The organism is Streptococcus sp. SN-1 (assembly GCF_041154385.1).
In the GTDB taxonomy this organism is placed as follows: Bacteria; Bacillota; Bacilli; order Lactobacillales; family Streptococcaceae; genus Streptococcus; species Streptococcus mitis_CT.
In genome coordinates, this window is record NZ_AP028929.1 from 728,536 (window position 1) to 753,599 (window position 25,064).

The window sequence follows — 25,064 nt, forward strand, 5'->3', positions numbered from 1 at the left end:
GAATGAAATTTTTAACACTCAATACTCATAGTTGGATGGAAAAAGAAGCTGAGGAAAAATTCCAGATTTTGCTTGAGGATATTCTTGAAAAAGACTATGATTTGATTTGTTTCCAAGAAATCAATCAGGAAATCACTTCGCCAGTGGTGGAGGTTAATGATCTCTATCAACCTTTGCCAGCAGCTGAGCCTATTCACCAAGATCACTATGTTAGACTTTTGGTTGAAAAGTTGTCTGAGCAAGGGAAAAATTACTACTGGACTTGGGCCTATAACCATATCGGTTATGATCGCTACCACGAAGGTGTGGCTATCTTGTCTAAAACACCTATTGAAGCCAGAGAAATTTTGGTTTCAGATGTGGATGATCCAACAGACTATCATACTCGCCGTGTTGCCTTGGCTGAAACTGTAGTCGATGGTAATGAACTTGCAGTTGCCAGTGTCCACCTTTCTTGGTGGGATAAAGGTTTCCAAGAAGAATGGGCACGATTTGAGGCTGTCTTGAAAGAATTGAACAAGCCACTTTTGCTTGCTGGAGATTTCAACAATCCAGCAGGTCAGGAAGGATACCAAGCTATTTTAGCAAGTCCATTAGGCTTACAAGACGCATTTGTAGTTGCTCAAGAGAAAAGTGGTAGCTATACTGTTCCACCAGAAATTGATGGCTGGAAAGGGAACACTGAACCCCTTCGAATCGACTATGTTTTTACTACCAAAGAGTTAGCGGTGGAAAATTTACATGTCGTATTTGATGGTCACAAGAGTCCACAAGTGAGTGATCACTATGGCTTGAATGCTCTTTTAAACTGGAAATAATAACTGATACTCTTCGAAAATCAAATTCAAACCACGTCAACGTCGCCTTGCCGTACTCAAGTACAGCCTGCGGCTAGTTTCCTAGTTTGCTCTTTAATTTTCATTGAGTATGAAAAGAGGTTGGAATCATGAAGTTCCAGCCTTTTTCTGACTAGAAAAGGTACTGGAAATAGCCTAATACTCTTCGAAAATCAAATTCAAACCACGTCAGCTTCACCTTGCTGTATAGATGTTACTGACTTCGTCAGTTCTATCTGCAACCTCAAAACAGTGTTTTGAGCAACCTGCGGCTAGCTTCCTAGTTTGATCTTTGATTTTCATTGAGTATAAATAAGTGAGGATACTGAAATGGAATAAAATATGGTATAATTGGTAAGATAGATAGAATCGAGGATATTATGTCATTTACGAAATTTCAATTTAAAAACTATATTAGAGAAGCCTTGGAGGAGTTGAAATTTACAACTCCAACAGAGGTACAAGATAAGTTGATTCCCATTGTCTTGGCAGGCCGAGATTTGGTTGGAGAATCAAAAACAGGTTCAGGTAAGACTCACACTTTCTTGTTACCTATTTTCCAGCAATTAGATGAAGCTAGCGATAGTGTACAAGCAGTGATTACTGCACCGAGTCGTGAGTTGGCTACTCAAATTTACCAAGCAGCGCGTCAGATTGCAGCTCACTCAGATGTCGAAGTTCGTGTGGTTAATTATGTGGGTGGTACGGATAAGGCTCGCCAGATTGAGAAATTAGCAAGCAATCAGCCTCATATTGTTATTGGAACACCAGGCCGCATCTATGACTTGGTTAAGTCTGGTGACCTAGCTATTCACAAGGCTAAGACCTTTGTGGTCGATGAGGCAGATATGACCTTGGATATGGGATTCTTAGAAACTGTTGATAAGATTGCTGGAAGCCTTCCAAAAGATCTGCAATTCATGGTCTTCTCAGCGACTATTCCACAAAAACTGCAACCATTCTTGAAAAAATACTTATCAAATCCAGTTATGGAGAAAATCAAGACCAAAACGGTCATTTCTGATACCATTGATAATTGGTTGATTTCTACTAAGGGACGTGACAAGAATGCTCAAATTTATCAGTTGACTCAGTTGATGCAACCGTATTTGGCAATGATTTTTGTTAACACTAAAACGCGTGCTGATGAATTGCATTCATATCTGACTGCTCAAGGCTTGAAGGTGGCAAAAATCCATGGGGATATTGCCCCTCGTGAACGCAAGCGTATCATGAATCAGGTGAAAAATCTGGATTTTGAGTACATTGTCGCAACAGACTTGGCAGCGCGTGGAATTGACATTGAAGGTGTCAGCCATGTCATCAATGATGCCATTCCGCAAGACTTATCCTTCTTCGTGCACCGTGTTGGTCGTACCGGACGCAATGGCCTACCAGGTACAGCTATTACTCTTTATCAGCCAAGTGATGACTCGGATATTCGTGAGTTGGAGAAATTGGGAATCAAGTTTACTCCTAAGATGGTCAAAGACGGGGAATTTCAAGATACTTATGACCGTGATCGTCGTGCCAACCGTGAAAAGAAGCAGGATAAGCTTGATATCGAAATGATTGGTTTGGTTAAAAAGAAAAAGAAAAAAGTCAAACCAGGTTATAAGAAGAAAATTCAATGGGCGGTTGATGAAAAGCGCCGCAAAACCAAGCGTGCTGAAAATCGTGCTCGCGGTCGTGCAGAGCGTAAAGCAAAACGCCAAACATTTTAATAGTAATTGTTGGAGTGCTGAGCTCCAACTTTTTTTAATTATGTGACTTTCAGTCCGTCTCGCTTCGTTAGGTGCGAGACAAAAAACCACCCGCTATGCGGGTGTGCGTCGAAGGTTATACCAAAAAAACTCCAAACGCGATACAATAAAGGTGTTCAAGCCAATTGTAAAGCGAAAGGAGAAAAATATGGCACAAAAGGCTCATAGTTTACCGCACACAAAGTATCACTTTGTGCTCACCCCTAAGTATAGACGAAAAGTCATCTGAAATCAATATCGAAGTAAGAATCACAAAAAATTTTAAAAAATGGCAATATTTGTTAACAAGGATTTCGTAGTTTGTTATAATGTGGTTGTAAATGATTAAGATTGGTAATCAAAAAATAAAGAGGGGAATGTCATGAATAAGAAATATAACAAGTTTCTATTTTTGTTGTTTATAGTTTATTTATTTGGATATTTTTCAATTTCAAAAACTTTAATTCCTATAATGTGTGTGATACAAGTATTTTGGATAGAAAATATATTTAGAGTTCGAAATAGGATTATTCAAATAGGTGAAATTATAATTATTGTTGCTTCTATGATATTATTTATTGATAGTATATTGAGTTTGTAACAAAAGGCTTTTCTATAAAATCAAATTTTCCAGATATCTACTGAAGCTGATTTATCTTCTACTATCTTCGTCACTAAATTTGACAGACATATATTACTGATACAACCTCTCTACCTACAATCTTACAGTTAATCTGAGGTTAGTTTCTTAGTTTGCTCTTTGATTTTCATTGATAAAAAGAAATGCTCCTCCAAGACGGAAGAGCATTTTTTATTGTGATTTTGATTCGGTTTCTGCCGACTCTGGATGGAGTTCTTGGTAACTTGGTGCCTTGAAAAGGTCAGCACTGGTTTTACCTTGTCGTTGGCTAAAGAGACTGGTTGATTGACCACCTTTTTCCTGCTCAATCTTTTGAAGAATTGGTAAAGAATTGAGATAAGAAATACTTTCTGTATCAACTTTTCCAAGATGATCTGCTTGGTAGAAACGGATCAAATCGCCAGTTTGAATCTGGTCGCTGATTTTCAGCTGTTGGCTAGCTGCTTGACGAACAATTTCTAGTTCAGTCTGAGCTTGTTCATCAAGATTGCTGATTTCAAGACCGCTCTCAGTATAGTAGGTTCGTCCGTCATAACTAGTATATTTTGGTGTGACGAAGGAATTGGCAGTTCGAAAGGCAACGATTTCTTGATGGTCTGGAGATAGGAGGTCTTGGCCGACTTGAAGGAAGGAATTGGCCTCAATACCAAGGAGGTGTTCAAGAGTCGGTAAGATATCGATTTGTCCACCGTAGGTATTGATGATTTGTCCTTTTTCATAGCCAGGCATGACCACCATAAAAGGCACTCGTTGCAACATGGCATTGTCGTAATTAGACCAGTTCTCAGAAGTCTTTCCAATCAAGGGTGCCAGCTCAGGATTTCGGGAGTTGGAAATTCCATAATGGTCTCCGTAAATGACGATGATGGATTTTTCATAGAGGCCACTTTCTTTGAGATAGTCAAAGAAAGCCTTGATGGCACTATCCAGATAGTTGGCTGTTTGGAAGTAGCCATTGATTGTTTCATCTTTGGTCTTAGCCAGTGGGAAACCAAGTTCATCGCCAGTCAGATTGCTAGCATAGGGATAGTGATTGGATACCGTGATATACTTAGCATAAAAAGGCTGCTGCAAGTGCTCCAGATATTGGATAGAATCTTTCATCATGATTTTATCATTTAAACCATATTGGAAAGAATTGCTACTGTCTTGCTTAGTAAAATAGGATGCGTCAAAGAAGTATTGGTAGCCCCATTGTTTATAGGTCGTATTTCGGTTCCAGAAGGTCCCGATATTGCCGTGAAAGACAGCGCTTGATTGGTAGCCGTTTTTTGATAGGATAAAAGGAGCTGCCTGCTGGGTATTGGTACCACCGTAATTGACCATAAAGGAACCTTGGTCAAGTCCAAACAAACCGGTCTCCAGCATGGTTTCCGCATCTGAGGTTTTACCAGCCTTGACTTGGTTAAAGATATTCGAAAAGGCTAGGGTTGATTGCGAATGGTAGAGGGAATTAAGGAAGGGAGTGACTTCATGCTCAGTTCCATCTATGTTGAGTTTATAGTCAAGTAGGAACTGTTGGAAACTCTCCAAGTGGAGATAAATCACATTTTTTCCTTTGGCCAAGCCAAAATAGTCTGGATTGGGCTTAGCCGAATGTTCTTGAATATAATCTGTAATAGGTTGAAGGTCGGTCTCAGAGGCCTTAGCACGTTCTTTGTTGGCGCTATAGGATTGATTGGCACTATAACCTAAAAAGGCTGGCAAACTAAGGGCACGAACAATATAATAATTAGAAAATCCTCGCGACAGGAGATCGGGACGCTCAATTTCAGCCAAGAAAAGATTAGCAGAAAAGAGCAGGGCTGAGAGTGCAGTGATAGCAACACTTGAGCGGAATTTGAAAGGTCTCCTATCCAGCTGGATGAATTTTTTATAGAAAAGGAAAGCCAGCAATGGGAAATCCATAAAATAGATGAAATCCCAAAAGCGCAGTAACTCTAGTTCTGCAGTACCAACAGACACCTTGCTGACCACCTTCATGGTATTGGTCGTGATAAAGTCGCTAAATTCTCGATAGTAAAAGACGTTGGAATAGAGCCAAATGAATAAAAGGCTATAAATAGCTATACTCAGACCATAAAAGATCTTGGTTGACCGAGCATAGAGGGCTAGAGCCAGCAGAAGTAGTCCCAAAGGAAGGGGATTGAAAAAGGCGATAAAGGCAAGGTAATTTCCCTGCAACTTGCCCACTTGAATATCTAAATTAAAGTCAACGGCATAGGCTAATAAGGTTTTGAGCCAATAGAGGATTAAAAGGGTTAGGACAAAACCCAGTCTGGTACCGACGGCTTTTTGGATTTTGTTAAAATTGCTTCTCACACATTTACTTCCTAATTTTTTATTAGTATTAGTATACCATTTTTTAAAAGAAGAGTAAAAAAGCAAGGGTAGTTTCTTTTTTGAGAATTGTCTAAAAGTTTGATATAATGGTAGTTATGAATAGAATAAGAGTTAGCAAAAGGGTTGAAAAGAAGCTCGCTAAGGGGCTAGTTTTACTAGAAGCCAGTGATCTTGAGAATGTCAATCTTAAGGATCAGGAAGTAGAAGTGCAGAGTCAGGAAGGAACCTTTCTTGGAACTGCCTACCTTTCGCAGCAAAACAAGGGCTTGGGCTGGTTTGTTAGTAAGGACAAGGTGGCCTTCAATCAAGCTTTCTTTGAAACGCTGTTTAGACAAGCTAAAGAAAAGAGAAAATCCTATTATCAAGATGATTTGACAACTGCCTTTCGTCTCTTCAACCAAGAGGGAGATGGCTTTGGCGGTCTGACAGTGGACCTTTATGGCGACTATGCTGTCTTTTCTTGGTATAACTCTTATGTTTATCAGATTCGTCAGACCATCTCAGAAGCCTTTAGACAGGTTTTTCCTGAGGTCTTAGGGGCCTATGAGAAAATCCGCTTTAAGGGTCTAGACTATGAATCTGCTCATGTTTATGGTCAAGAAGCACCTGACTTTTTCACTGTTCTGGAAAATGGTGTCTTGTATCAAGTCTTTATGAATGATGGCTTGATGACAGGGATTTTCCTTGACCAGCACGAGGTTCGAGGTAGCTTAGTTGACGGTTTGGCTATGGGCAAATCCTTGCTCAATATGTTTTCCTACACAGCAGCCTTTTCAGTAGCTGCGGCCATGGGGGGAGCAAGCCAGACTACTTCTGTTGACCTAGCTAAACGTTCACGAGAATTGTCGGAAGCGCATTTTCAGGCAAATGGGCTCAGCACAGAGGCCCATCGTTTTATAGTCATGGATGTTTTTGAGTATTTCAAATATGCTAAACGAAAAGGTTTGACCTACGATGTCATTGTCCTAGATCCGCCTAGCTTTGCTCGGAACAAAAAACAAACATTTTCTGTGGCCAAGGATTATCACAAGTTGATTTCCCAGAGTCTTGAGATTTTAAATCCGGGAGGGATTATCATTGCTAGTACCAATGCTGCCAATGTATCCCGCCAGAAATTTACAGAACAAATTGATAAAGGCTTTGCAGGAAGAAGTTACCAGATTTTAAACAAATACGGTCTTTCAGCAGATTTTGCCTATAATAAAAAAGATGAAAGTAGTAATTACCTCAAGGTGATTAGTATGAAGGTTAGTAAATGAAATTAATTGTTTCAGTAATGCCAAGAAGTTTAGAGGAGGCTCAGGTTCTGGATGCCACGAGGTACCTAGATGCCGACATCATTGAATGGCGTGCCGACTATCTGCCTAAAGAAGCGATTTTGCAGGTAGCTCCAGCTATTTTTGAAAAATTCGCTGGCCGTGAGTTGGTTTTCACGCTGAGAACTCGCTCTGAAGGGGGAGAAATCGACCTTTCTCCAGAAGAATATATCCATCTAATCAAGGAAGTGGCACAACTCTATCAACCAGACTATATTGATTTTGAGTACTATAGCTACAAGGATGTTTTTGAGGAAATGTTGGACTTCCCAAATCTCGTTTTGAGTTACCATAATTTTCAAGAAACACCTGAAAATATGATGGAAATCTTGTCAGAGTTGACGAGCCTAAATCCAAAACTTGTTAAGGTTGCAGTGATGGCTCACACGGAGCAGGATGTCTTAGACTTGATGAACTATACACGAGGTTTTAAAACTCTCAATCCTGAACAGGAATATGTGACCATTTCTATGGGCAAGGTGGGCAAGGTCTCTCGTATCACTGCGGATGTGACGGGTTCTAGTTGGTCTTTTGCCAGTCTGGATGAGGCTAGTGCCCCAGGTCAGATTTCTCTAGCTAGCATGAAAAAAATCAGGGAGATTTTGGATGAAGCTTGATGGCTATACACGTTTAGCTGCAGTTGTTGCCAATCCTATTAAGCATTCTATTTCCCCCTTTATTCACAATAGTGCCTTTGAGGCGACAGATACCAATGGTGCTTATGTGGCTTGGGAGATTGAAGCGGGTGATTTGGCAGAAACAGTGGCCAATATTCGTCGCTACCAGATGTTTGGCATCAATCTTTCCATGCCCTATAAGGAGCAGGTGATTCCTTACTTGGATGAGCTGAGCGATGAGGCGCGCTTGATTGGTGCGGTTAATACGGTTGTTAATGAGAATGGCAATTTAATCGGATATAATACAGATGGCAAGGGATTTTTTAAGAGCTTGCCTTCTTTTACAATTACAGGTAAGAAGATGACCCTGCTGGGTGCAGGTGGTGCGGCCAAGTCTATCTTGGCGCAAGCTATTTTGGATGGCGTCAGTCAGATTTCGGTCTTTGTTCGTTCAGTTTCTATGGAAAAAACAAGACCTTACCTAGACAAGTTACAGGAGCAGACAGGCTTTAAGGTGGACTTGTATGCTTTAGAAGATGTTTCTGAACTGCAAGCAAGGATTGCTGAGTCGGATTTACTTGTCAATGCGACAAGTGTAGGAATGGACGGTAAATCATCTCCAGTTCCTGAAAGCATCAATTTACCAGAAACTCTCTTAGTAGCTGATATCATTTACCAACCCTTTGAAACACCATTTTTGAAATGGGCTAGAAGTCAGGGCAATCCAGCGGTTAATGGTCTGGGAATGTTGCTCTATCAAGCTGCAGAAGCTTTTCAACTGTGGACAGGCAAGGAAATGCCGACAGAAGAAATTTGGCAGTCTTTAACAGAAAAATACCAATAAAGAAAAGGAGATTCTCCTATGAAAATCAGAATCGATATTCCTCATCATCCTTATGATATTCAGATTGAAAAAGGTTGTCTGGCTCAGGCTGGTCAATGGTTGCGAGAACTCTGGCAACCACAAAAAGTGGTCATCGTAACAGACAACCATGTAGCTTCTCTTTATGCAGAGAAGGTCAAACTCAGCCTAGAAGATGCTGGTTTTCAGGTAGCTGTATTTGACTTTTTAGAAGGCGAAGAAAGAAAGAATTTAACCACTGTTCAGAAAGTCTATGAATTCCTAGTTAAGCAGGGGCTGACTCGTAGCGATGGAATCGTGGCTCTTGGTGGCGGTGTCGTTGGGGATCTGGCAGGTTTTGTAGCCTCTACCTATATGCGGGGCATTCATTTTGTTCAGATTCCGACTAGTTTGACAGCCCAGGTTGATTCTTCTATCGGTGGAAAGACAGGCGTTAACACTCCATTTGCTAAAAATATGGTGGGGACCTTTGCCCAACCAGATGGGGTTCTGATTGACCCACTTGTTCTTGAAACCCTCGGAAAAAGAGAGTTGATTGAAGGAATGGGTGAGGTCATCAAGTATGGCTTGATTGAGGATCCAGAATTATGGGCTCTTTTGACGGAGCTGGATGGTTCTGTGGAGAGCATTTTGAAATACGCAGAGACCTTGATTGAACATTCTTGCCAGGTTAAGCGCAAGATGGTGGTTGAGGATGAGTTAGACAATGGTGTTCGTCTTTACCTCAATTTTGGCCATACTATTGGCCATGCCATTGAAGCTACTGCCGGGTATGGAAAAGTCATGCATGGAGAAGCTGTGGCCATGGGAATGGTACAGATTGCCAAGGTTGCTGAGGAAAAAGGCCTTATGCCAACTGGCATTACCCAGTCCATTACAGATATGTGTCAGAAATTTGGCCTACCTATCGACTATGAAAACTGGGATGTAGATAAGCTTTATCAAGCTTTGACTCATGACAAGAAATCGCGTGGCAATACCTTGAAGTTGGTCTTGGTGCCAGAGCTTGGTTCAGCGACCATTCACCCAGTTTCTCTAGAAGAGATGAAAGACTATTTGGTAAAATAAGGAGAACGTATGAGATATTTAACTGCAGGAGAATCACACGGTCCCCGTCTGACGGCTATTATTGAAGGAATTCCAGCAGGACTTCCTTTGACAGTAGAGGACATCAATGGCGACCTTAAACGCCGTCAGGGTGGCTACGGTCGTGGCGGTCGTATGAAGATTGAGAGCGACCAGGTTGTCTTTACTTCGGGCGTTCGCCACGGGAAGACGACAGGGGCTCCCATTACCATGGATGTCGTCAATAAAGATCACCAAAAATGGCTGGACATCATGTCTGCAGAGGACATTGAAGATCGCCTTAAAAGCAAACGAAAAATCACCCATCCTCGGCCAGGTCATGCCGACTTGGTTGGGGGCATCAAGTACCGTTTTGATGATTTGCGAAATTCTTTGGAGCGTTCGTCAGCTCGTGAAACCACCATGCGGGTGGCAGTTGGGGCAGTAGCCAAACGCCTCTTGGCTGAGCTGGATATGGAGATTGCCAACCATGTCGTAGTCTTTGGTGGCAAGGAAATCGATGTTCCTGAGAATCTCACAGTTGCTGAGATTAAGGAAAGAGCTGCCCAGTCTGAAGTTTCTATTGTCAACCAAGACCGGGAACAGGAAATCAAGGATTATATTGACCAAATAAAGCGTGACGGTGATACCATTGGTGGAGTTGTCGAGACAGTCGTTGGAGGTGTTCCAGTTGGTCTTGGTTCCTATGTTCAATGGGACAGAAAATTGGATGCCAGACTTGCCCAAGCAGTTGTCTCTATCAATGCCTTTAAAGGGGTGGAATTTGGTCTTGGATTTGAAGCTGGTTATCGTAAAGGCAGCCAAGTTATGGATGAAATTCTCTGGTCTAAAGAAGAGGGCTATACCCGTCGCACCAACAATCTGGGTGGCTTTGAAGGTGGTATGACCAATGGCCAGCCTATCGTTGTTCGTGGAGTTATGAAGCCTATTCCTACTCTTTATAAGCCTCTTATGAGTGTGGATATCGAAACCCACGAACCTTACAAGGCAACTGTTGAAAGAAGTGATCCGACCGCCCTTTCAGCTGCAGGAGTGGTCATGGAAGCCGTTGTGGCAACGGTTCTGGCACAAGAAATCCTCGAAAAATTCTCATCAGACAATCTAGAGGAATTAAAAGAAGCGGTAGCTAAACACCGAGACTATACAAAGAACTATTAAGGAGTTCCTATGGCAAAAACAGTCTATATCGCAGGTTTTGGTTTGATTGGTGCCTCAATGGCTCTCGGTATCAAGCGCGATCATCCAGATTATGAAATTTTAGGTTATAATCGCAGTCAAGCTTCGAGAGATATCGCTTTGAAAGAAGGTATGATTGACCGTGCAACGGATGATTTTGCCAGTTTTGCTCCTATGGCAGATATCATCATTCTCAGCTTGCCAATCAAACAAACCATTGCTTTCATTAAGGAGTTGGCCGACTTGGACTTGAAAGAAGGCGTCATTATCTCAGATGCTGGTTCGACCAAGTCAGCCATTGTGGATGCGGCGGAGCAATATTTGGCTGGCAAACCTGTTCGTTTTGTCGGGGCCCATCCCATGGCTGGTAGTCACAAGACAGGGGCTGCTTCTGCGGATGTTAATCTCTTTGAAAATGCCTATTATATCTTTACACCTTCGAGTCTGACAGGTCAGGACACGCTTGAGGAAATGAGGGACTTGCTTTCAGGTCTTCATGCTCGTTTTATCGAAATTGATGCCAAGGAGCATGATTGTGTCACTTCTCAGATTAGCCATTTTCCTCATATTCTGGCTTCTAGTCTTATGGAGCAGACGGCAGTCTATGCTCAAGAACATGAGATGGCAAGGCGCTTTGCGGCAGGTGGTTTTCGAGATATGACCCGAATTGCGGAAAGCGAGCCGGGTATGTGGACCTCCATTCTCTTGTCCAATCGTGAGACTATTCTAGACCGTATTGAGGATTTCAAGGAACGTTTAGATGAGGTTGGACAAGCCATCAGCAAGGGAGATGAAGAGCAAATCTGGAACTTTTTCAACCAAGCGCGTGAACAACGCCAGGCCATGGAAATCCATAAGCGTGGTGGTGTGGACAGTTCTTACGACCTCTATGTCGATGTTCCCGATGAAGAAGATGTCATCTTGAGGATTTTGGAATTGCTTCGTGGAACTTCCTTGGTTAATATTCACATCAATGAGGAAAACCGTGAGGATATTCACGGGATCCTACAAATTTCATTTAAAAATGCTCAAGACTTGGAACGAGCCGAGCACCTCATAACAGAAAATACCGACTACACAGTCGTCATCAAATAAGGAGAAAAATATGCCTAAAATAGAGCCTAAATTCATATTTGGTATTATCTTTATTTCTTTTATCTTACTTAGAGCTTACGCTGTTAAAAAAGATGTGAAAACTAATTCAGAAGCAAGTGTCGAGACAAAAAATGAACCATCCAAGAAAGAAACAAGTTCAGAGAAAATTAATTCAAAGTATGTAGACGATAGGATTATTAATGATTTCATTAATAGCTATAATCAAAATTCTAATAGCCCATTAGAAAATATCAAAAAAGGAAATATAAAAATAAAATATTTCGCATCAAGCTACGGATACTACTTGGAATTTTTACATGCAAATGATACTGATAAACTCAATGTAACAATAAATCAGACAAATGAAAATAGTGAATCTGGTGTTGCAGGACTGAAAGAAGTATTTCATGATATTGTTAAATCAATTGAATCATCCTTATCTGATGATGAAATAGATAACTATTTTGATAATCTTATGTCAAATGAAATAAAAACAAGTTCTAATTTAGGAACTTTGAAGATCGAGTATATACCAGATAAGGAATTAAGCAATGGATATTCAAGAGGTCATATAAAAGTGATTGCACAATAATAATGACCACAGAGTGACTAGTAATTTTAAAAGAAATAAATAAGGAGAAAATTATGTCAAATATTTACGATAGTGCAAACGAACTCAGTCGCGGTCTGCGCGAATTACCAGAATACAAGGCTGTTAAAGCAGCTAAAGATGCGATTGCAGCAGATGCTGAGGCAAGCAAAATTTTTACAGAATATGTTGCCTTTCAAGAGGAAATTCAAAAACTAGCACAGACAGGTCAAATGCCAGATGCTTCCTTCCAAGATAAGATGGAAGGCTTTGGCAAGCAGATTCAGGGGAATAGCCTCTTATCAGAATTCTTTACCAAGCAACAACAATTGGCAATTTACCTTTCTGACATTGAAAAAATTGTTTTCGAACCAGTTTCAGAATTGCTAAAATAAGAAAATAACAATCCTAAAGTCAGGAATTTTTAAGGAATTTCTGGCTTTTTATGATAAAATAGGTAAAAGTATTGCAAGTATGAGGTCCAGTATGAAACTAAAAACAAACATTAGCCACTTACATGGCAGTATCCGCGTTCCAGGTGACAAGTCTATCAGTCACCGTTCCATTATCTTTGGAAGTTTGGCTGAGGGTGAGACAAAGGTTTATGATATTTTAAGGGGCGAGGACGTGCTCTCAACTATTCAAGTTTTTCGTGACCTTGGTGTTGAGATTGAGGATAAAGATGGGGTTATTACCATTCAAGGTGTCGGTATGGACGGCCTAAAAGCTTCGCAAAATGCCCTTGATATGGGAAATTCTGGCACCTCTATTCGCCTGATTTCAGGTGTCCTTGCAGGGGCCGACTTCGAAGTAGAGATGTTCGGAGACGACAGTCTTTCCAAACGTCCTATGGACCGTGTGACTATTCCATTGAAAAAAATGGGCGTTAGTATTTCAGGGCAAACTGATCGAGATCTGCCTCCCCTTCACTTAAAAGGGACGAAAAACCTAAGACCTATTCAATATGAGTTGCCAATTGCCTCTGCCCAAGTCAAGTCAGCCTTGATGTTTGCAGCCTTGCAGGCTCAGGGGGAGTCTGTTATTATCGAAAAAGAGTGCACCCGTAATCATACTGAAGATATGTTGCAACAATTTGGTGGTCATTTAAGTGTGGACGGTAAGAAAATCGCAGTCCAAGGGCCACAAAAACTGAATGGACAAAAGGTGGTTGTTCCAGGAGATATTTCCAGTGCAGCCTTTTGGTTAGTTGCAGGTTTGATTGTTCCAAATTCTCGTCTAGTGCTGAAGAATGTTGGTATTAACGAAACGCGTACAGGTATCATTGATGTCATTCGCGCCATGGGTGGAAAATTGGAAATGACTGATATTGACCCAGTCGCTAAATCTGCTACCTTAACTGTTGAGTCTTCAGACCTCAAAGGAACAGAGATTGGTGGCGCTTTGATTCCACGCTTGATTGATGAATTGCCCATTATTGCTCTTCTGGCTACCCAAGCACATGGTGTAACAGTTATCAAGGATGCTGAGGAACTTAAGGTTAAGGAAACAGACCGCATTCAGGTTGTGGCAGACGCTTTAAATAGCATGGGTGCGGATATCACACCTACAGCAGATGGAATGATTATCAAAGGAAAATCAGCCCTTCACGGTTCTAGAGTCAATACTTTTGGAGACCACCGTATCGGTATGATGACAGCTATCGCAGCTCTCTTGGTTGCAGATGGAGAAGTGGAGCTTGACCGTGCTGAAGCCATAAATACCAGCTATCCTAGCTTCTTTGATGATTTGGAGTGCTTGATTCATGGCTAAGGTATTACTAGGATTTATGGGGGCTGGCAAGTCCACTATTGCAAGAGGTTTAGACTCAGATTACCTCGATATGGATGCCCTGATTGAGAAACGCTTAGGTATGTCCATTGCGGAATTTTTCGCTGAAAAGGGCGAAGTGGCCTTTCGTCAGATAGAGTCAGAAATTCTAGCGGAGTTACTACAAACAGACCAAGTTGTGTCAACTGGTGGAGGAGTGGTTATTTCTCAACGAAATCGTGACTTACTAAAGACCAATTCTGATAACATCTACCTGAAAGCAGATTTTGAAACCCTCTACCATCGTATCGCAGCTGATAAGGACAATCAGCGCCCGCTTTTTCTAAATAATAGCAAGGAAGAACTAACATCTATTTTTCAAGAAAGACAGGCTTGGTATGAGGAAGTGGCCAGTCGGGTTTTGGACGTGACCAAGTTAAGCCCAGAGGAAATTATAGAGGAACTGAGATGAAAATTGCTTATCTAGGTCCCAAGGGATCATTTTCACACCACGTAGTGCAGACAGCTTTTCCTCATGAGGAATTGCAGGCCTTTGCCAACATTACAGATGTCATCAAGGCCTATGAGCAAGGTTTGGTGGACTATTCTGTGGTGCCAGTTGAAAATTCTATCGAGGGTAGTGTTCATGAAACCTTGGACTACCTTTTTCATCAGGCTCGCATCCAAGCAGTGGCAGAAATCGTTCAGCCTATTCATCAGCAGTTGATGGTGGTTCCAGGTCATACTAAGATTGAAAAGATTTTTTCTCATCCACAGGCCTTGGCTCAAGGAAAGAAATTCATCGATGAACAATATCCAGAGGCCCAAATCGAGGTAACAGCTAGTACAGCTTATGCGGCCCGTTTTATTTCCGAACATCCAGACCAGCCTTATGCAGCCATTGCTCCTAGAAGTTCTGCAGAAGAATATGGTTTAGAACTGATTGCTGAGGATATTCAGGAAATGGAAGCCAATTTCACACGTTTCTGGGTTCTGGGAGCTGAAGGTGCAGCTATTCCCTTGCAAGCACAAACTGAGAAAATGAGTTTGGCCTTGACCTTACCTGACAACCTTCCAGGTGCACTTTATAAGGCTCTTTCGACCTTTGCTTGGAGAGGAATTGACCTGACAAAAATTGAAAGTCGTCCACTCAAGACAGCGTTGGGCGAATACTTTTTCATTATCGATGTGGACTATACTGATAAGGACTTGGTCCACTTTGCCCAAAAAGAATTAGAAGCCATCGGAATCCAGTATAAGGTTCTGGGTGCCTATCCTATTTATCCAATATCAGACCATGGAAAGGAGAGAAGATGAGTAAAGAAAATCCCTTAAGCCACCACGAGCAGTTACGTTATGACTATCTCTTTAAGAATATTCATTACCTCAATGAGCGAGAAAAAAAAGAGTTTGCTTACTTGCAAGATAAATTAAACAGGGCAAGTAATGACGCCACCTCAGAAAATCAGGAATTGACCGAGGATTATAGAAAGTCAAGTGCTAACACTTCGATTCCTTCTTATAATAGCCGTAGTCGTTCTGAGAGATACCAGAAAATCAATTCTCTTCCAAAGAAAAAAACTAAAAAGCGGAAGCTACGGTGGGGGCGCATTTTCGCAGGTTTACTTACTCTCTTAGCTTGTCTAGCATTGGGTATGATTTTTATGTTCTTAAAAGGTTACACCAATGCTAATCCAGATAAAAATGTCAATGCCCGGGCAGCTCAAGTAGAAGTCTTTAATGGTCAAGATACCAGAGATGGAGTTAATATTTTGATCATGGGTACAGATGGGCGAATCGGTCAAAATAGTGCTGAGACGCGGACGGACTCTATTATGGTATTAAATGTTGGCGGCTCAGATAAGAAAATTAAGCTGGTCAGCTTCATGCGTGATAATTTGGTTTATATAGACGGTTACAGTCAAGTGATTAACGGTAGAAAACAGACGGATAACAAGTTAAACGTAGCCTATGAGTTAGGAGAACAAGAGGGGCAAAAAGGGGCAGAAATGGTTCGCCAAGTCTTGAAAGATAATTTTGACTTGGATATTAAGTACTATGCCTTGGTCGATTTTCAGGCCTTTGCCACAGCGATTGACACACTTTTCCCTGATGGGGTGACAATTGATGCTCAATTTTCAACATTGAATGGGCGCCCACTAACAGAAGCTACAGTCGGAGATGATTTACACGCTACTGAGACTGAGTCTCCAACCCAAACCATCAAAGTCGGAAAACAGCAGATGAATGGATCGACCCTGCTCAATTATGCTCGTTTCCGTGATGATGATGAGGCGGATTACGGCCGTACCAAAAGACAGCAACAAGTACTGACAGCAGTTCTTCAGCAACTCAAAGATCCAACCAAGCTCTTTACAGGCTCGGAGGCACTTGGCAAGGTATTCGCAATGACCTCAACGAATGTTCCTTATACCTTCCTGTTAACAAATGGCTTGTCTTTCCTAGACGGAGCTCAAAATGGCATTGAAAAATTGACGATTCCAGAACTTGGTGACTGGGTAGATGCCTACGATGTTTATGGAGGCTTGGGCTTGCTTGTCGATCAAAACAAATATCAGAATAAATTGTCTCAGATGGGCTTGAGATAAGATAAGACAGAAAAATCAAAGTTTGATAGCTATTTGGATAGTAGTCAGGCTTTGATTTTTTACAGTCTTCAATAGATTTTCACCCCCTATTTGTGGTATAATGGAACGATACGATAGAAAGAATAATGAATAATATGACTGATTTAAAAGCAATTCAGGCTCGTAGTCTGGAGATGGCTGAATATTTTGTGGCCTTTTGTAAAGAACATGATTTGCTTTGTTATCTCTGTGGGGGAGGTGCTATTGGTGCCCTTCGAAACAAGGGATTTATTCCTTGGGATGACGACCTAGACTTTTTTATGCCTCGTAAAGATTATGAGAAATTAGCAGAATTATGGCCTCGTTATGCAGATGAACGTTATTTCTTGTCAAAGAGTAACAAGGATTTTGTCGACCGCAATCTTTTTATTACCATTCGTGACAAGGAAACCACCTGTATCAAACCTTATCAGCAGGATTTGGATTTGCCACATGGTCTGGCCTTGGATGTGTTGCCTTTGGATTATTATCCGAAAAATCCAGCTGAGCGGAAAAAACAGGTTCGTTGGGCCTTGATTTATTCTCTTTTTTGTGCGCAAACTATTCCAGAAAAACATGGCGCACTTATGAAATGGGGAAGCCGTATTTTACTGGGGTTGACTCCAAAATCTCTCCGTTATCGCATTTGGAAAAAAGCTGAAAAAGAAATGACCAAGTACAGTCTAGCTGAGAGCGATGGAATCACGGAATTATGCTCGGGTCCTGGTTACATGAGAAACAAGTACCTAATTGAATCTTTTGAAGATAACCTCTTCTTGCCATTTGAAGGGACAGAGATGCCTATTCCAGTTGGCTACGATGCCTATCTCAGCACTGCTTTTGGGGATTATATGACGCCTCCACCAGCAGACAAGCAGCTACCACATCATGATGCTGTCATCGCTGATATGGATAAGTCTTATACTGAATACAAGGGAGAATATGGTGGCTAAGAAAAAAATATTATTTTTTATGTGGTCTTTTTCTCTCGGGGGTGGCGCAGAGAAGATTCTATCTACCATTGTTTCAAATCTAGATCCAGAAAAGTATGATATTGATATTCTGGAAATGGAACATTTTGACAAGGGATACGAATCTGTTCCCAAGCATGTACGCATTTTAAAATCCCTTCAGGATTATCGCCAAGCCAGATGGATTCGAGCTCTTTTGTGGAGAATGAGAATTTATTTTCCAAGATTGACACGTCGCTTACTGGTGAAAGATGACTATGATGTTGAAGTTTCCTTTACCATTATGAATCCTCCACTTTTGTTCTCTAAAAGAAAAGAAGTCAAGAAAATCTCTTGGATTCATGGAAGTATCGAAGAATTTATTAAGGATAGCTCAAAAAGAGAATCACATAGACGCCAGTTGGATGCTGCGGATACCATTGTAGGAATTTCAAAAAAGACCAGTCATTCTATCAAGGAAGTCTATCCAGATTATGCTTCGAAATTACGGACAGTTTACAATGGATATGATTTTAAGAGTATTCTAGAAAAATCTCAAGAGAAGATAGATATCGAGATTTCACCTCAAAGTATCTGTACTATCGGACGGATTGAGGAAAATAAGGGTTCTGACCGTGTGGTGGAAGTGATAAAGCTATTACACCAAGAGGGAAAAAACTATCATCTCTACTTCATAGGGGCTGGTGATATGGAAGAGGAACTGAAAAAACGAGTCAAAGAGTATGAGCTTGAAGACTATGTACATTTCCTTGGTTATCAAAAAAATCCTTATCAGTATTTGTCTCAGATGAAAGTTCTCTTGTCTATGTCTAAACAAGAAGGCTTTCCTGGAGTGTATGTGGAGGCCTTGAGTCTAGGACTTCCTTTTGTCTCTACGGATGTTGGAGGGGCTGAGGAATTATCCCAAGAAGGACGATTTGGGCAAATCATTGAAAGAAACCAAGAGGCAGCTCAGGCAATTACGAACTACATGACTTCTGCCTCAAACTTCGATGTTAATGAGGCTAGCCAATTTATTCAACAATTCACAATTGCCAAACAAATCGAACAAGTAGAAAAACTATTAGAGGAGTAGCATGGAAACTGCATTAATTAGTGTGATTGTGCCAGTCTATAATGTAGCACAGTACCTAGAAAAATCGATAGCTTCCATTCAGGAGCAGACCTATCAAAATCTGGAAATTATTCTTGTTGATGATGGTGCAACAGATGAGAGCGGTCGCTTGTGTGATGCAATCGCTGAACAAGATGATAGGATGTCAGTGCTTCATAAAAAGAACGAAGGATTGTCGCAAGCACGAAATGATGGAATGAAGCAGGCTCACGGAGATTATCTGATTTTTATTGACTCAGATGATTATATCCATCCGGAAATGATTCAGAGCTTATATGAGCAATTAGTTCAAGAAGATGCGGATGTCTCAAGCTGTGGTGTCATGAATGTCTATGCTAATGATGAAAGTCCACAATCAGCCAATCAGGATGACTATTTTGTCTGTGATTCTCAAACATTTCTAAAGGAATACCTCATAGGTGAAAAAATCCCTGGAACGATTTGCAATAAGCTAATCAAGAGACAGATTGCAACTGCCCTATCCTTTCCGAAGGGATTGATTTATGAAGATGCTTATTATCATTTTGATTTAATCAAGTTGGCTAAGAAGTACGTTGTTAATACCAAACCCTATTATTACTATTTCCATAGAGGGGATAGTATTACGACTAAACCCTATGCAGAGAAGGATTTAGCCTATATTGATATCTACCAAAAGTTTTACAATGAAGTTGTGAAAAACTATCCGGATTTGAAAGAGGTTGCTTTTTTCAGATTGGCCTATGCCTACTTTTTTATTCTGGATAAGATGTTACTAGATGATCAGTATAAACAATTTGAAGCCTATTCTCAGATTCATCGTTTTTTAAAAAGCCATGCCTTTGCTATTGCTAGGAATCCAATTTTCCGTAAGGGGAGAAGAATTAGTGCTTTGGCTCTATTCATAAATATTTCTTTATACCGATTCTTATTACTGAAAAATATTGAAAAATCTAAAAAATTACATTAGAACGGGGGTGAGCAAGTGATTGATGGAAAACGACTATTATTTAGTTTAACCATAGTCAGCTATGCCTTGACGCTAGTAAGTGGAATTGTGTATCTTTTTAATAATAACAATGTTAGCTTGCTTTCTACTTTATTGTTCTTACTGGTTAGTAGCTTAATTGCTTGTTGGAATGATATCAAGTATTACTTAATCCATTTTATTTTCTATTTAACTATTTTTGTCTTTCTGGTATCAAGACCGACCATTGATTATTTTAGGGATGGCGCCCTGGATACCTATCATCCGATAGCTTATCGTTTTGCCTTTATAGTCGTCATGGTTTCGATTCTGGGCTTGACCACAGGAGGCATCCTGGCTCGTTATTTTATAGCTAGGAAGCAAATTAAAGTACCCAAGATAGGAAGTTCTCTAAAAGAGATTTATATCAAGCGGTTACGCTTTGTATCACTCGGAGTTTTTCTTCTAACCTATCCTTTCTATTTCATTAGATTATTTGAACGACTCCTGTATCGCTTGCAGACTTCCTACTATGCCTACTATGCAAATTTTGAAAGTAAACTGCCTTATATTACCTACATCTTGTCTACCTTTACGGTCTATGCAATGTGTATGTATCTGGCAACCAAGCCTAAGAAATTGCAGGCAACAGCAGTGTTAGTATCCTTCATTGCAGCTAATACCATTCATTTGGCAATTGGAACACGAAATCCTTTTATTTTAAGTATTTTATTTGCTTTTGTTTATTACTTTATGCGGGAGCAAACTGAAAAAGGAAAATGGATTGGATTTAAAGAAAAGTTAGCGATTTTTGTAGGATCTCCTATTCTCATGTTAGCGATGGGAGTACTCAATTATGTACGGGATAATGTCCAAGTTTCCCATACAGGTTTCTGGGATATCTTACTTGACTTTATCTATAAACAAGGGACTAGTTTTGGTGTCTTGGCTCGAGGTTTTCTATTTAACAGTAGCCTACCTTATCGAGATTTCCGTAATTTTACTTTTGGTCCTGTTCTTGATTATTTTGCAAGGGGGAGTTTGGGGGCAATTTTCGGAGGAAAAGCCTTTGAGCATACAACCAATAGTGTGGAATTGGCTATTGATAGTAATAGTTATGCCCACAATCTATCCTATCTTGTTTTGAACAAGGAATATTTGAAAGGACATGGTATCGGAAGTAGTTATATCATGGAGTTATATACAGACTATGGTATGATAGGAGTCTTTCTACTTAGTCTCTTGCTAGGTATGTTATTCATAGCCATGCTGCAAGTAGCCTATCGTTCAAGAACAATCCTATTTGCCTTGTCCCTACTCATCTTGAATAATCTATTCTTTATGCCAAGAAGTAGCTTTTCAGAAAGTTTCTTCAATTTATTTACAATGCAATTCTGGGGAATTGTTCTTGTGATTATATTTGTAGCAAAAATGCTTACAAAAGAAAACCAGTATCTACTAAACAAAGGAGAAAAAAATCATGTTTGAACATTATTCAGTAGCTGATTTGTTTGCAAATCTTTACAAAAAACGAAAAGCAAATATTTTAGCTCTCATAGCTTTATTTGCTCTTATTGCTGTACCATTTACAATTAAAGCTGTTAAGAATAAAAATACTGTCAAAGACACAACAAGTTATTCAACTTATCTTAGCTATAAAATCACTCCTCCAGAAGATTCAGCCAAAACGATTTTGAATCATCAAATTGGTGGTTATAGTGATTTTTATGGGAAATTGATTGATGGGAATTTGAATGGAGCTTATCTTTTCAATGATGTAGATTCTAGTGAGTTGAAAAAAATTGCCAGTGAATTAGATACGACAGAAACAACCTTGAAAAATTCTACAAGTGACTATTGGTGGAAAAAATTGACCGTCTATTATATGATTGACGATGCAGGGGTTGGTGTGAAAATTTTGACACCAAGTAAAGATGCTAATGACTTGTTGGAGCGAAAAATTGATGGATTGATTGAGAAATTTAAACACACTTTTGCAAATGTAAAAATTGAAAAATTGGAAACCATCAACTCTAAAGAATTGAATGCAAATGGTGAGACAGCGCTTGGATTGAATGTGAAGAATTTGATTCTCCGTTTAGCTGTTATTGGAGTAGTCTGTGTGATTTTGGTTGTGATGGGAAATGTATTGGTTTATCTCTTTAACCCAACAATCAATAGAGCAGGTGATTTTTCTCAATATCAAATTGATTTTGTAACAGAGATCACAACAATTGCCAACCTAGCAGATGTCTTGTCATACAAAAATGCTGGACAAGAATTGACTATTGTTAGCTCAAATAAAGCTATTCTAGATAAATTAAAACAAAATCAAGAGATTTTGAAAGGAATGCATTTTGTAGATTTACAAGATGTACCATCTCTTTTAGAAAGAGATACAGTCCTTCTTGTTGAAGAATACGGAGTGACTCGTTATAAGAAATTTGAACAAAGTCTTCAAATTCTTCGAAACTTAAATCGTTCTATCCTCGGTGTAGCAACCTTTAAATTATAAGCATCCTGATACATCGTGTCTTTAAAGTTGGCGAAGAGTCGATTTTGAGGCTCCATAATATTTGTAGTGGGTACCCTCCCTATAGATATTATGGAGTCTATTTTGTTGTCTTGTTAGAAGATGGTAGTCACGGAGAGTCCTCTAGTAAAGAATATCAACAAATCCGTTAGATTCTCAATTCAAAGATTACTTAAAAGTTAATTGAAAAGACTTCTATGAAAGATATAAATCATAAACTTTAAATCTTATTATAATTATCGTACTGTAACTAAATAATTAAGACTTAATAATTTTTGTATTTTCAATCCCAATTGGAGTTTTTGCTTTTTTAACGATATATTTGTCCTTGGTTAAAGTTCAATAAATTTTATTTAAAATCCTCAAAAAGTTAGTTTTTAATCTTAAATTTTTGAGGATTTGAGTTCCTAAAAATTTTTTAAAATAATTAAAGACTAGTTGTTGAAAACAAAAGAGTTATTTTAACTAACTTTATGATATAATGAAAAACGAGGTAAATTGAATGAAAAGTATAAAATTAAATGCTCTATCTTACATGGGAATTCGTGTCTTGAATATTATTTTTCCCATCTTAACTGGTACCTACGTCGCGCGTCTCTTGGACCGAACTGACTATGGTTACTTCAACTCAGTTGACACTATTTTGTCATTTTTCTTGCCCTTTGCGACTTATGGGGTCTATAACTACGGTTTACGGGCCATCAGTAATGTCAAGGATAACAAAAAAGATCTGAATAGAACCTTCTCTAGTCTTTTTTATTTGTGCATAGCTTGTACAATTTTGACTACTGCTGTCTATATCCTAGCTTATCCTCTCTTCTTTACTGATAATCCAATCGTCAAAAAAGTCTACCTTGTTATGGGGATTCAGCTTATTGCCCAGATTTTTTCAATCGAGTGGGTCAATGAAGCTCTGGAAAATTACAGTTTTCTCTTTTACAAGACTGCCTTCATCCGTATCCTGATGCTGGTCTCTATTTTCCTGTTTGTCAAAAATGAACATGATATTGTTGTCTATACACTTGTGATGAGTTTATCAACACTGATTAACTATCTGATTAGTTATTTTTGGATTAAAAGAGACATTAAGCTTGTTAAGATTCACATAAGTGATTTTAAACCGCTCTTTCTCCCTCTAACAGCCATGTTAGTCTTTGCAAATGCCAATATGCTCTTCACTTTTTTGGATCGTCTCTTCCTCGTTAAAACAGGGATTGATGTCAACGTTAGTTACTATACCATGGCTCAACGAATTGTGACCGTTATAGCTGGTGTTGTAACAGGAGCTATCGGAGTGAGTGTGCCTCGTCTCAGTTACTATTTGGGTAAAGGAGACAAAGAAGCCTATGTTTCTCTGGTTAACAGAGGAAGTCGAATCTTTAACTTCTTTATCATTCCACTCAGTTTCGGACTCATGGTTTTAGGACCAAATGCTATCCTACTTTATGGTAGTGAAAAATATATCGGAGGCGGTATCTTAACCTCTCTCTTCGCTTTTCGCACGATTATCCTGGCACTGGATACCATTCTTGGTTCCCAAATTCTCTTTACAAATGGCTATGAAAAACGAATCACAGTCTATACAGTCTTTGCAGGATTACTCAATTTGGGCTTAAATAGTCTCCTCTTTTTCAACCACATCGTGGCTCCTGAATACTACTTACTGACAACTATGCTATCAGAGACCTCTCTACTTGTTTTCTATATCATTTTCATCCATAGAAAACAACTCATCCACTTAGGACATATCTTTAGCTATACTGTTCGATACTCGCTCTTTTCACTTTCCTTTGTAGGAATTTATTTCCTGATTAATTTCTTATATCCCGTGGATATGGTCATTAATTTGCCATTTTTGATTAATACTGGTTTGATTGTCTTGCTATCAGCCATCTCTTATATTGGTCTACTTGCCTTCACCAAAGATAGCATTTTCTATGAATTTTTAAACCATGTCCTAGCCTTAAAAAATAAATTCAAAAGATCATAGGAGTTTAGAATGAAACAACTAACCATTGAAGATGCCAAACAGATTGAATTAGAAATTTTGGATTATATTGATACTCTCTGTAAAAAGCACAATATCAACTATATTATTAACTACGGTACTCTGATTGGGGCAGTTCGACATCAGGGCTTTATTCCTTGGGACGACGATATTGATCTGTCCATGCCTCGAGAAGACTACCAACGATTTATAAACATTTTTCAAAAGGAAAAAAGTAAATACAAACTTTTATCCTTAGAAACAGATAAGAACTACTTTAACAACTTTATCAAAATAACAGACAGTACAACTAAAATTATTGATACTCGGAATACAAAAACCTATGAGTCTGGTGTTTTTATCGATATTTTCCCTATGGATCGCTTTGATGATCCTAAGGTCATTGATATTTGTTATAAGCTGGAAAGCTTCAAACTTCTGTCTTTCAGCAAACATAAAAATATTGTCTATAAAGATAGCCTTTTAAAAGATTGGATACGAACAGCCTTTTGGTTGCTCCTTCGACCTGTTTCTCCTCGTTATTTTGCAAATAAAATCGAGAAAGAAATTCAAAAATATAGTCGTGATAATGGGCAGTATATGGCTTTTATCCCTTCTAAATCTAAGGAAAAGGAAGTCTTCCCAAGTGGTACCTTTGATAAAACAATCAATCTCCCATTTGAGAATTTAATCCTTCCAGCACCTGAAAAATTTGATACTATTTTGACACAATTTTATGGAGATTATATGACCCTACCACCAGAAGAAAAACGCTTCTACAGTCATGAATTTCACGCTTATAAATTGGAGGATTAGG

Annotated in this window: 22 protein-coding genes and 1 pseudogene; 22 read left to right on the forward strand and 1 reads right to left on the reverse strand. The window is 39.5% G+C overall.

The features are described 5' to 3' along the window. Positions 1-2 precede the first annotated feature (2 nt). From ACAM22_RS03175 to ACAM22_RS03185, 3 genes and pseudogenes are all read left to right on the forward strand, one after another. On the forward strand, positions 3-818 hold the full coding sequence (locus tag ACAM22_RS03175; RefSeq protein ID WP_265471690.1) for an endonuclease/exonuclease/phosphatase family protein: 816 nt from the start codon (positions 3-5) through the stop codon (positions 816-818). 398 nt (positions 819-1,216) lie between these two features. After that, positions 1,217-2,560 (forward strand): DEAD/DEAH box helicase, encoded by a 1,344-nt coding sequence (locus tag ACAM22_RS03180; RefSeq protein WP_049522019.1) that lies wholly within the window; start codon positions 1,217-1,219, stop codon positions 2,558-2,560. Positions 2,561-2,747: 187 nt separating this feature from the next. Next, positions 2,748-2,825: pseudogene (locus tag ACAM22_RS03185) on the forward strand (IS200/IS605 family transposase); the annotation flags it as partial. Positions 2,826-3,389: 564 nt separating this feature from the next. Here ACAM22_RS03185 and ACAM22_RS03190 read toward each other — a convergent pair. Then, positions 3,390-5,540, reverse strand: a complete 2,151-nt coding sequence (locus tag ACAM22_RS03190; protein WP_261052102.1) for an LTA synthase family protein — start codon at positions 5,538-5,540, stop codon at positions 3,390-3,392. Positions 5,541-5,656: 116 nt separating this feature from the next. On the opposite strand from ACAM22_RS03190, the gene ACAM22_RS03195 reads away from it, so the two are divergent. From ACAM22_RS03195 to ACAM22_RS03285, 19 genes are all read left to right on the forward strand, one after another. Beyond that, positions 5,657-6,820: a class I SAM-dependent rRNA methyltransferase gene (locus ACAM22_RS03195; protein ID WP_261052105.1), complete on the forward strand. Its 1,164-nt coding sequence runs from the start codon at positions 5,657-5,659 to the stop codon at positions 6,818-6,820. Beyond that, a complete protein-coding gene (gene aroD / locus ACAM22_RS03200) occupies positions 6,817-7,494 on the forward strand; it encodes a type I 3-dehydroquinate dehydratase (protein WP_261052107.1) in 678 nt (225 codons plus the stop codon). Before ACAM22_RS03195 ends, aroD begins: the two co-directional genes overlap by 4 nt. Next, positions 7,484-8,338 (forward strand): shikimate dehydrogenase, encoded by an 855-nt coding sequence (locus tag ACAM22_RS03205; RefSeq protein ID WP_261052109.1) that lies wholly within the window; start codon positions 7,484-7,486, stop codon positions 8,336-8,338. The genes aroD and ACAM22_RS03205 overlap by 11 nt, the downstream gene beginning before the upstream one ends. Positions 8,339-8,356: 18 nt before the next feature. Continuing rightward, positions 8,357-9,424: a 3-dehydroquinate synthase gene (gene aroB, locus ACAM22_RS03210; RefSeq protein ID WP_265471691.1), complete on the forward strand. Its 1,068-nt coding sequence runs from the start codon at positions 8,357-8,359 to the stop codon at positions 9,422-9,424. 9 nt (positions 9,425-9,433) lie between these two features. Beyond that, a complete protein-coding gene (aroC, locus tag ACAM22_RS03215) occupies positions 9,434-10,600 on the forward strand; it encodes a chorismate synthase (protein ID WP_265471692.1) in 1,167 nt (388 codons plus the stop codon). 9 nt (positions 10,601-10,609) lie between these two features. Further along, positions 10,610-11,713, forward strand: a complete 1,104-nt coding sequence (locus ACAM22_RS03220) for a prephenate dehydrogenase (RefSeq protein ID WP_265471693.1) — start codon at positions 10,610-10,612, stop codon at positions 11,711-11,713. Positions 11,714-11,723: 10 nt separating this feature from the next. Next, on the forward strand, positions 11,724-12,305 hold the full coding sequence (locus ACAM22_RS03225; RefSeq protein WP_265471694.1) for a hypothetical protein: 582 nt from the start codon (positions 11,724-11,726) through the stop codon (positions 12,303-12,305). Positions 12,306-12,358: 53 nt separating this feature from the next. Next, complete coding sequence (locus ACAM22_RS03230; protein ID WP_261052118.1) at positions 12,359-12,697, forward strand: YlbF/YmcA family competence regulator; 339 nt, start codon at positions 12,359-12,361, stop codon at positions 12,695-12,697. 91 nt (positions 12,698-12,788) lie between these two features. After that, positions 12,789-14,072: a 3-phosphoshikimate 1-carboxyvinyltransferase gene (gene aroA, locus ACAM22_RS03235; protein WP_369606944.1), complete on the forward strand. Its 1,284-nt coding sequence runs from the start codon at positions 12,789-12,791 to the stop codon at positions 14,070-14,072. Further along, positions 14,065-14,541, forward strand: a complete 477-nt coding sequence (locus ACAM22_RS03240) for a shikimate kinase (RefSeq protein ID WP_261052122.1) — start codon at positions 14,065-14,067, stop codon at positions 14,539-14,541. Before aroA ends, ACAM22_RS03240 begins: the two co-directional genes overlap by 8 nt. Next, on the forward strand, positions 14,538-15,386 hold the full coding sequence (pheA, locus tag ACAM22_RS03245; protein WP_261052132.1) for a prephenate dehydratase: 849 nt from the start codon (positions 14,538-14,540) through the stop codon (positions 15,384-15,386). The genes ACAM22_RS03240 and pheA overlap by 4 nt, the downstream gene beginning before the upstream one ends. Continuing rightward, positions 15,383-16,678: an LCP family protein gene (locus ACAM22_RS03250; protein WP_261052134.1), complete on the forward strand. Its 1,296-nt coding sequence runs from the start codon at positions 15,383-15,385 to the stop codon at positions 16,676-16,678. Before pheA ends, ACAM22_RS03250 begins: the two co-directional genes overlap by 4 nt. 125 nt (positions 16,679-16,803) lie before the next feature. Then, positions 16,804-17,649 carry a phosphorylcholine transferase LicD gene (locus ACAM22_RS03255; RefSeq protein WP_261052135.1) on the forward strand — a complete coding sequence of 282 codons (846 nt, stop codon included), beginning with the start codon at positions 16,804-16,806 and terminating at the stop codon, positions 17,647-17,649. Continuing rightward, complete coding sequence (locus ACAM22_RS03260) at positions 17,639-18,742, forward strand: glycosyltransferase (RefSeq protein ID WP_265471695.1); 1,104 nt, start codon at positions 17,639-17,641, stop codon at positions 18,740-18,742. The genes ACAM22_RS03255 and ACAM22_RS03260 overlap by 11 nt, the downstream gene beginning before the upstream one ends. Before the next feature lies 1 nt (position 18,743). After that, entirely contained in the window at positions 18,744-19,730 is a 987-nt protein-coding gene (locus tag ACAM22_RS03265; protein ID WP_265471696.1) for a glycosyltransferase family 2 protein, read from the forward strand. Positions 19,731-19,745: 15 nt separating this feature from the next. Next, a complete protein-coding gene (locus tag ACAM22_RS03270) occupies positions 19,746-21,215 on the forward strand; it encodes an O-antigen polysaccharide polymerase Wzy family protein (RefSeq protein WP_261052141.1) in 1,470 nt (489 codons plus the stop codon). Then, positions 21,208-22,242: a prephenate dehydratase gene (locus ACAM22_RS03275; protein WP_261052142.1), complete on the forward strand. Its 1,035-nt coding sequence runs from the start codon at positions 21,208-21,210 to the stop codon at positions 22,240-22,242. Before ACAM22_RS03270 ends, ACAM22_RS03275 begins: the two co-directional genes overlap by 8 nt. Before the next feature lie 520 nt (positions 22,243-22,762). Beyond that, on the forward strand, positions 22,763-24,250 hold the full coding sequence (gene tacF, locus ACAM22_RS03280; protein WP_261052148.1) for a type IV teichoic acid flippase TacF: 1,488 nt from the start codon (positions 22,763-22,765) through the stop codon (positions 24,248-24,250). Positions 24,251-24,259: 9 nt separating this feature from the next. Then, a complete protein-coding gene (locus ACAM22_RS03285) occupies positions 24,260-25,063 on the forward strand; it encodes a phosphorylcholine transferase LicD (protein WP_261052150.1) in 804 nt (267 codons plus the stop codon). Position 25,064 lies beyond the last annotated feature (1 nt).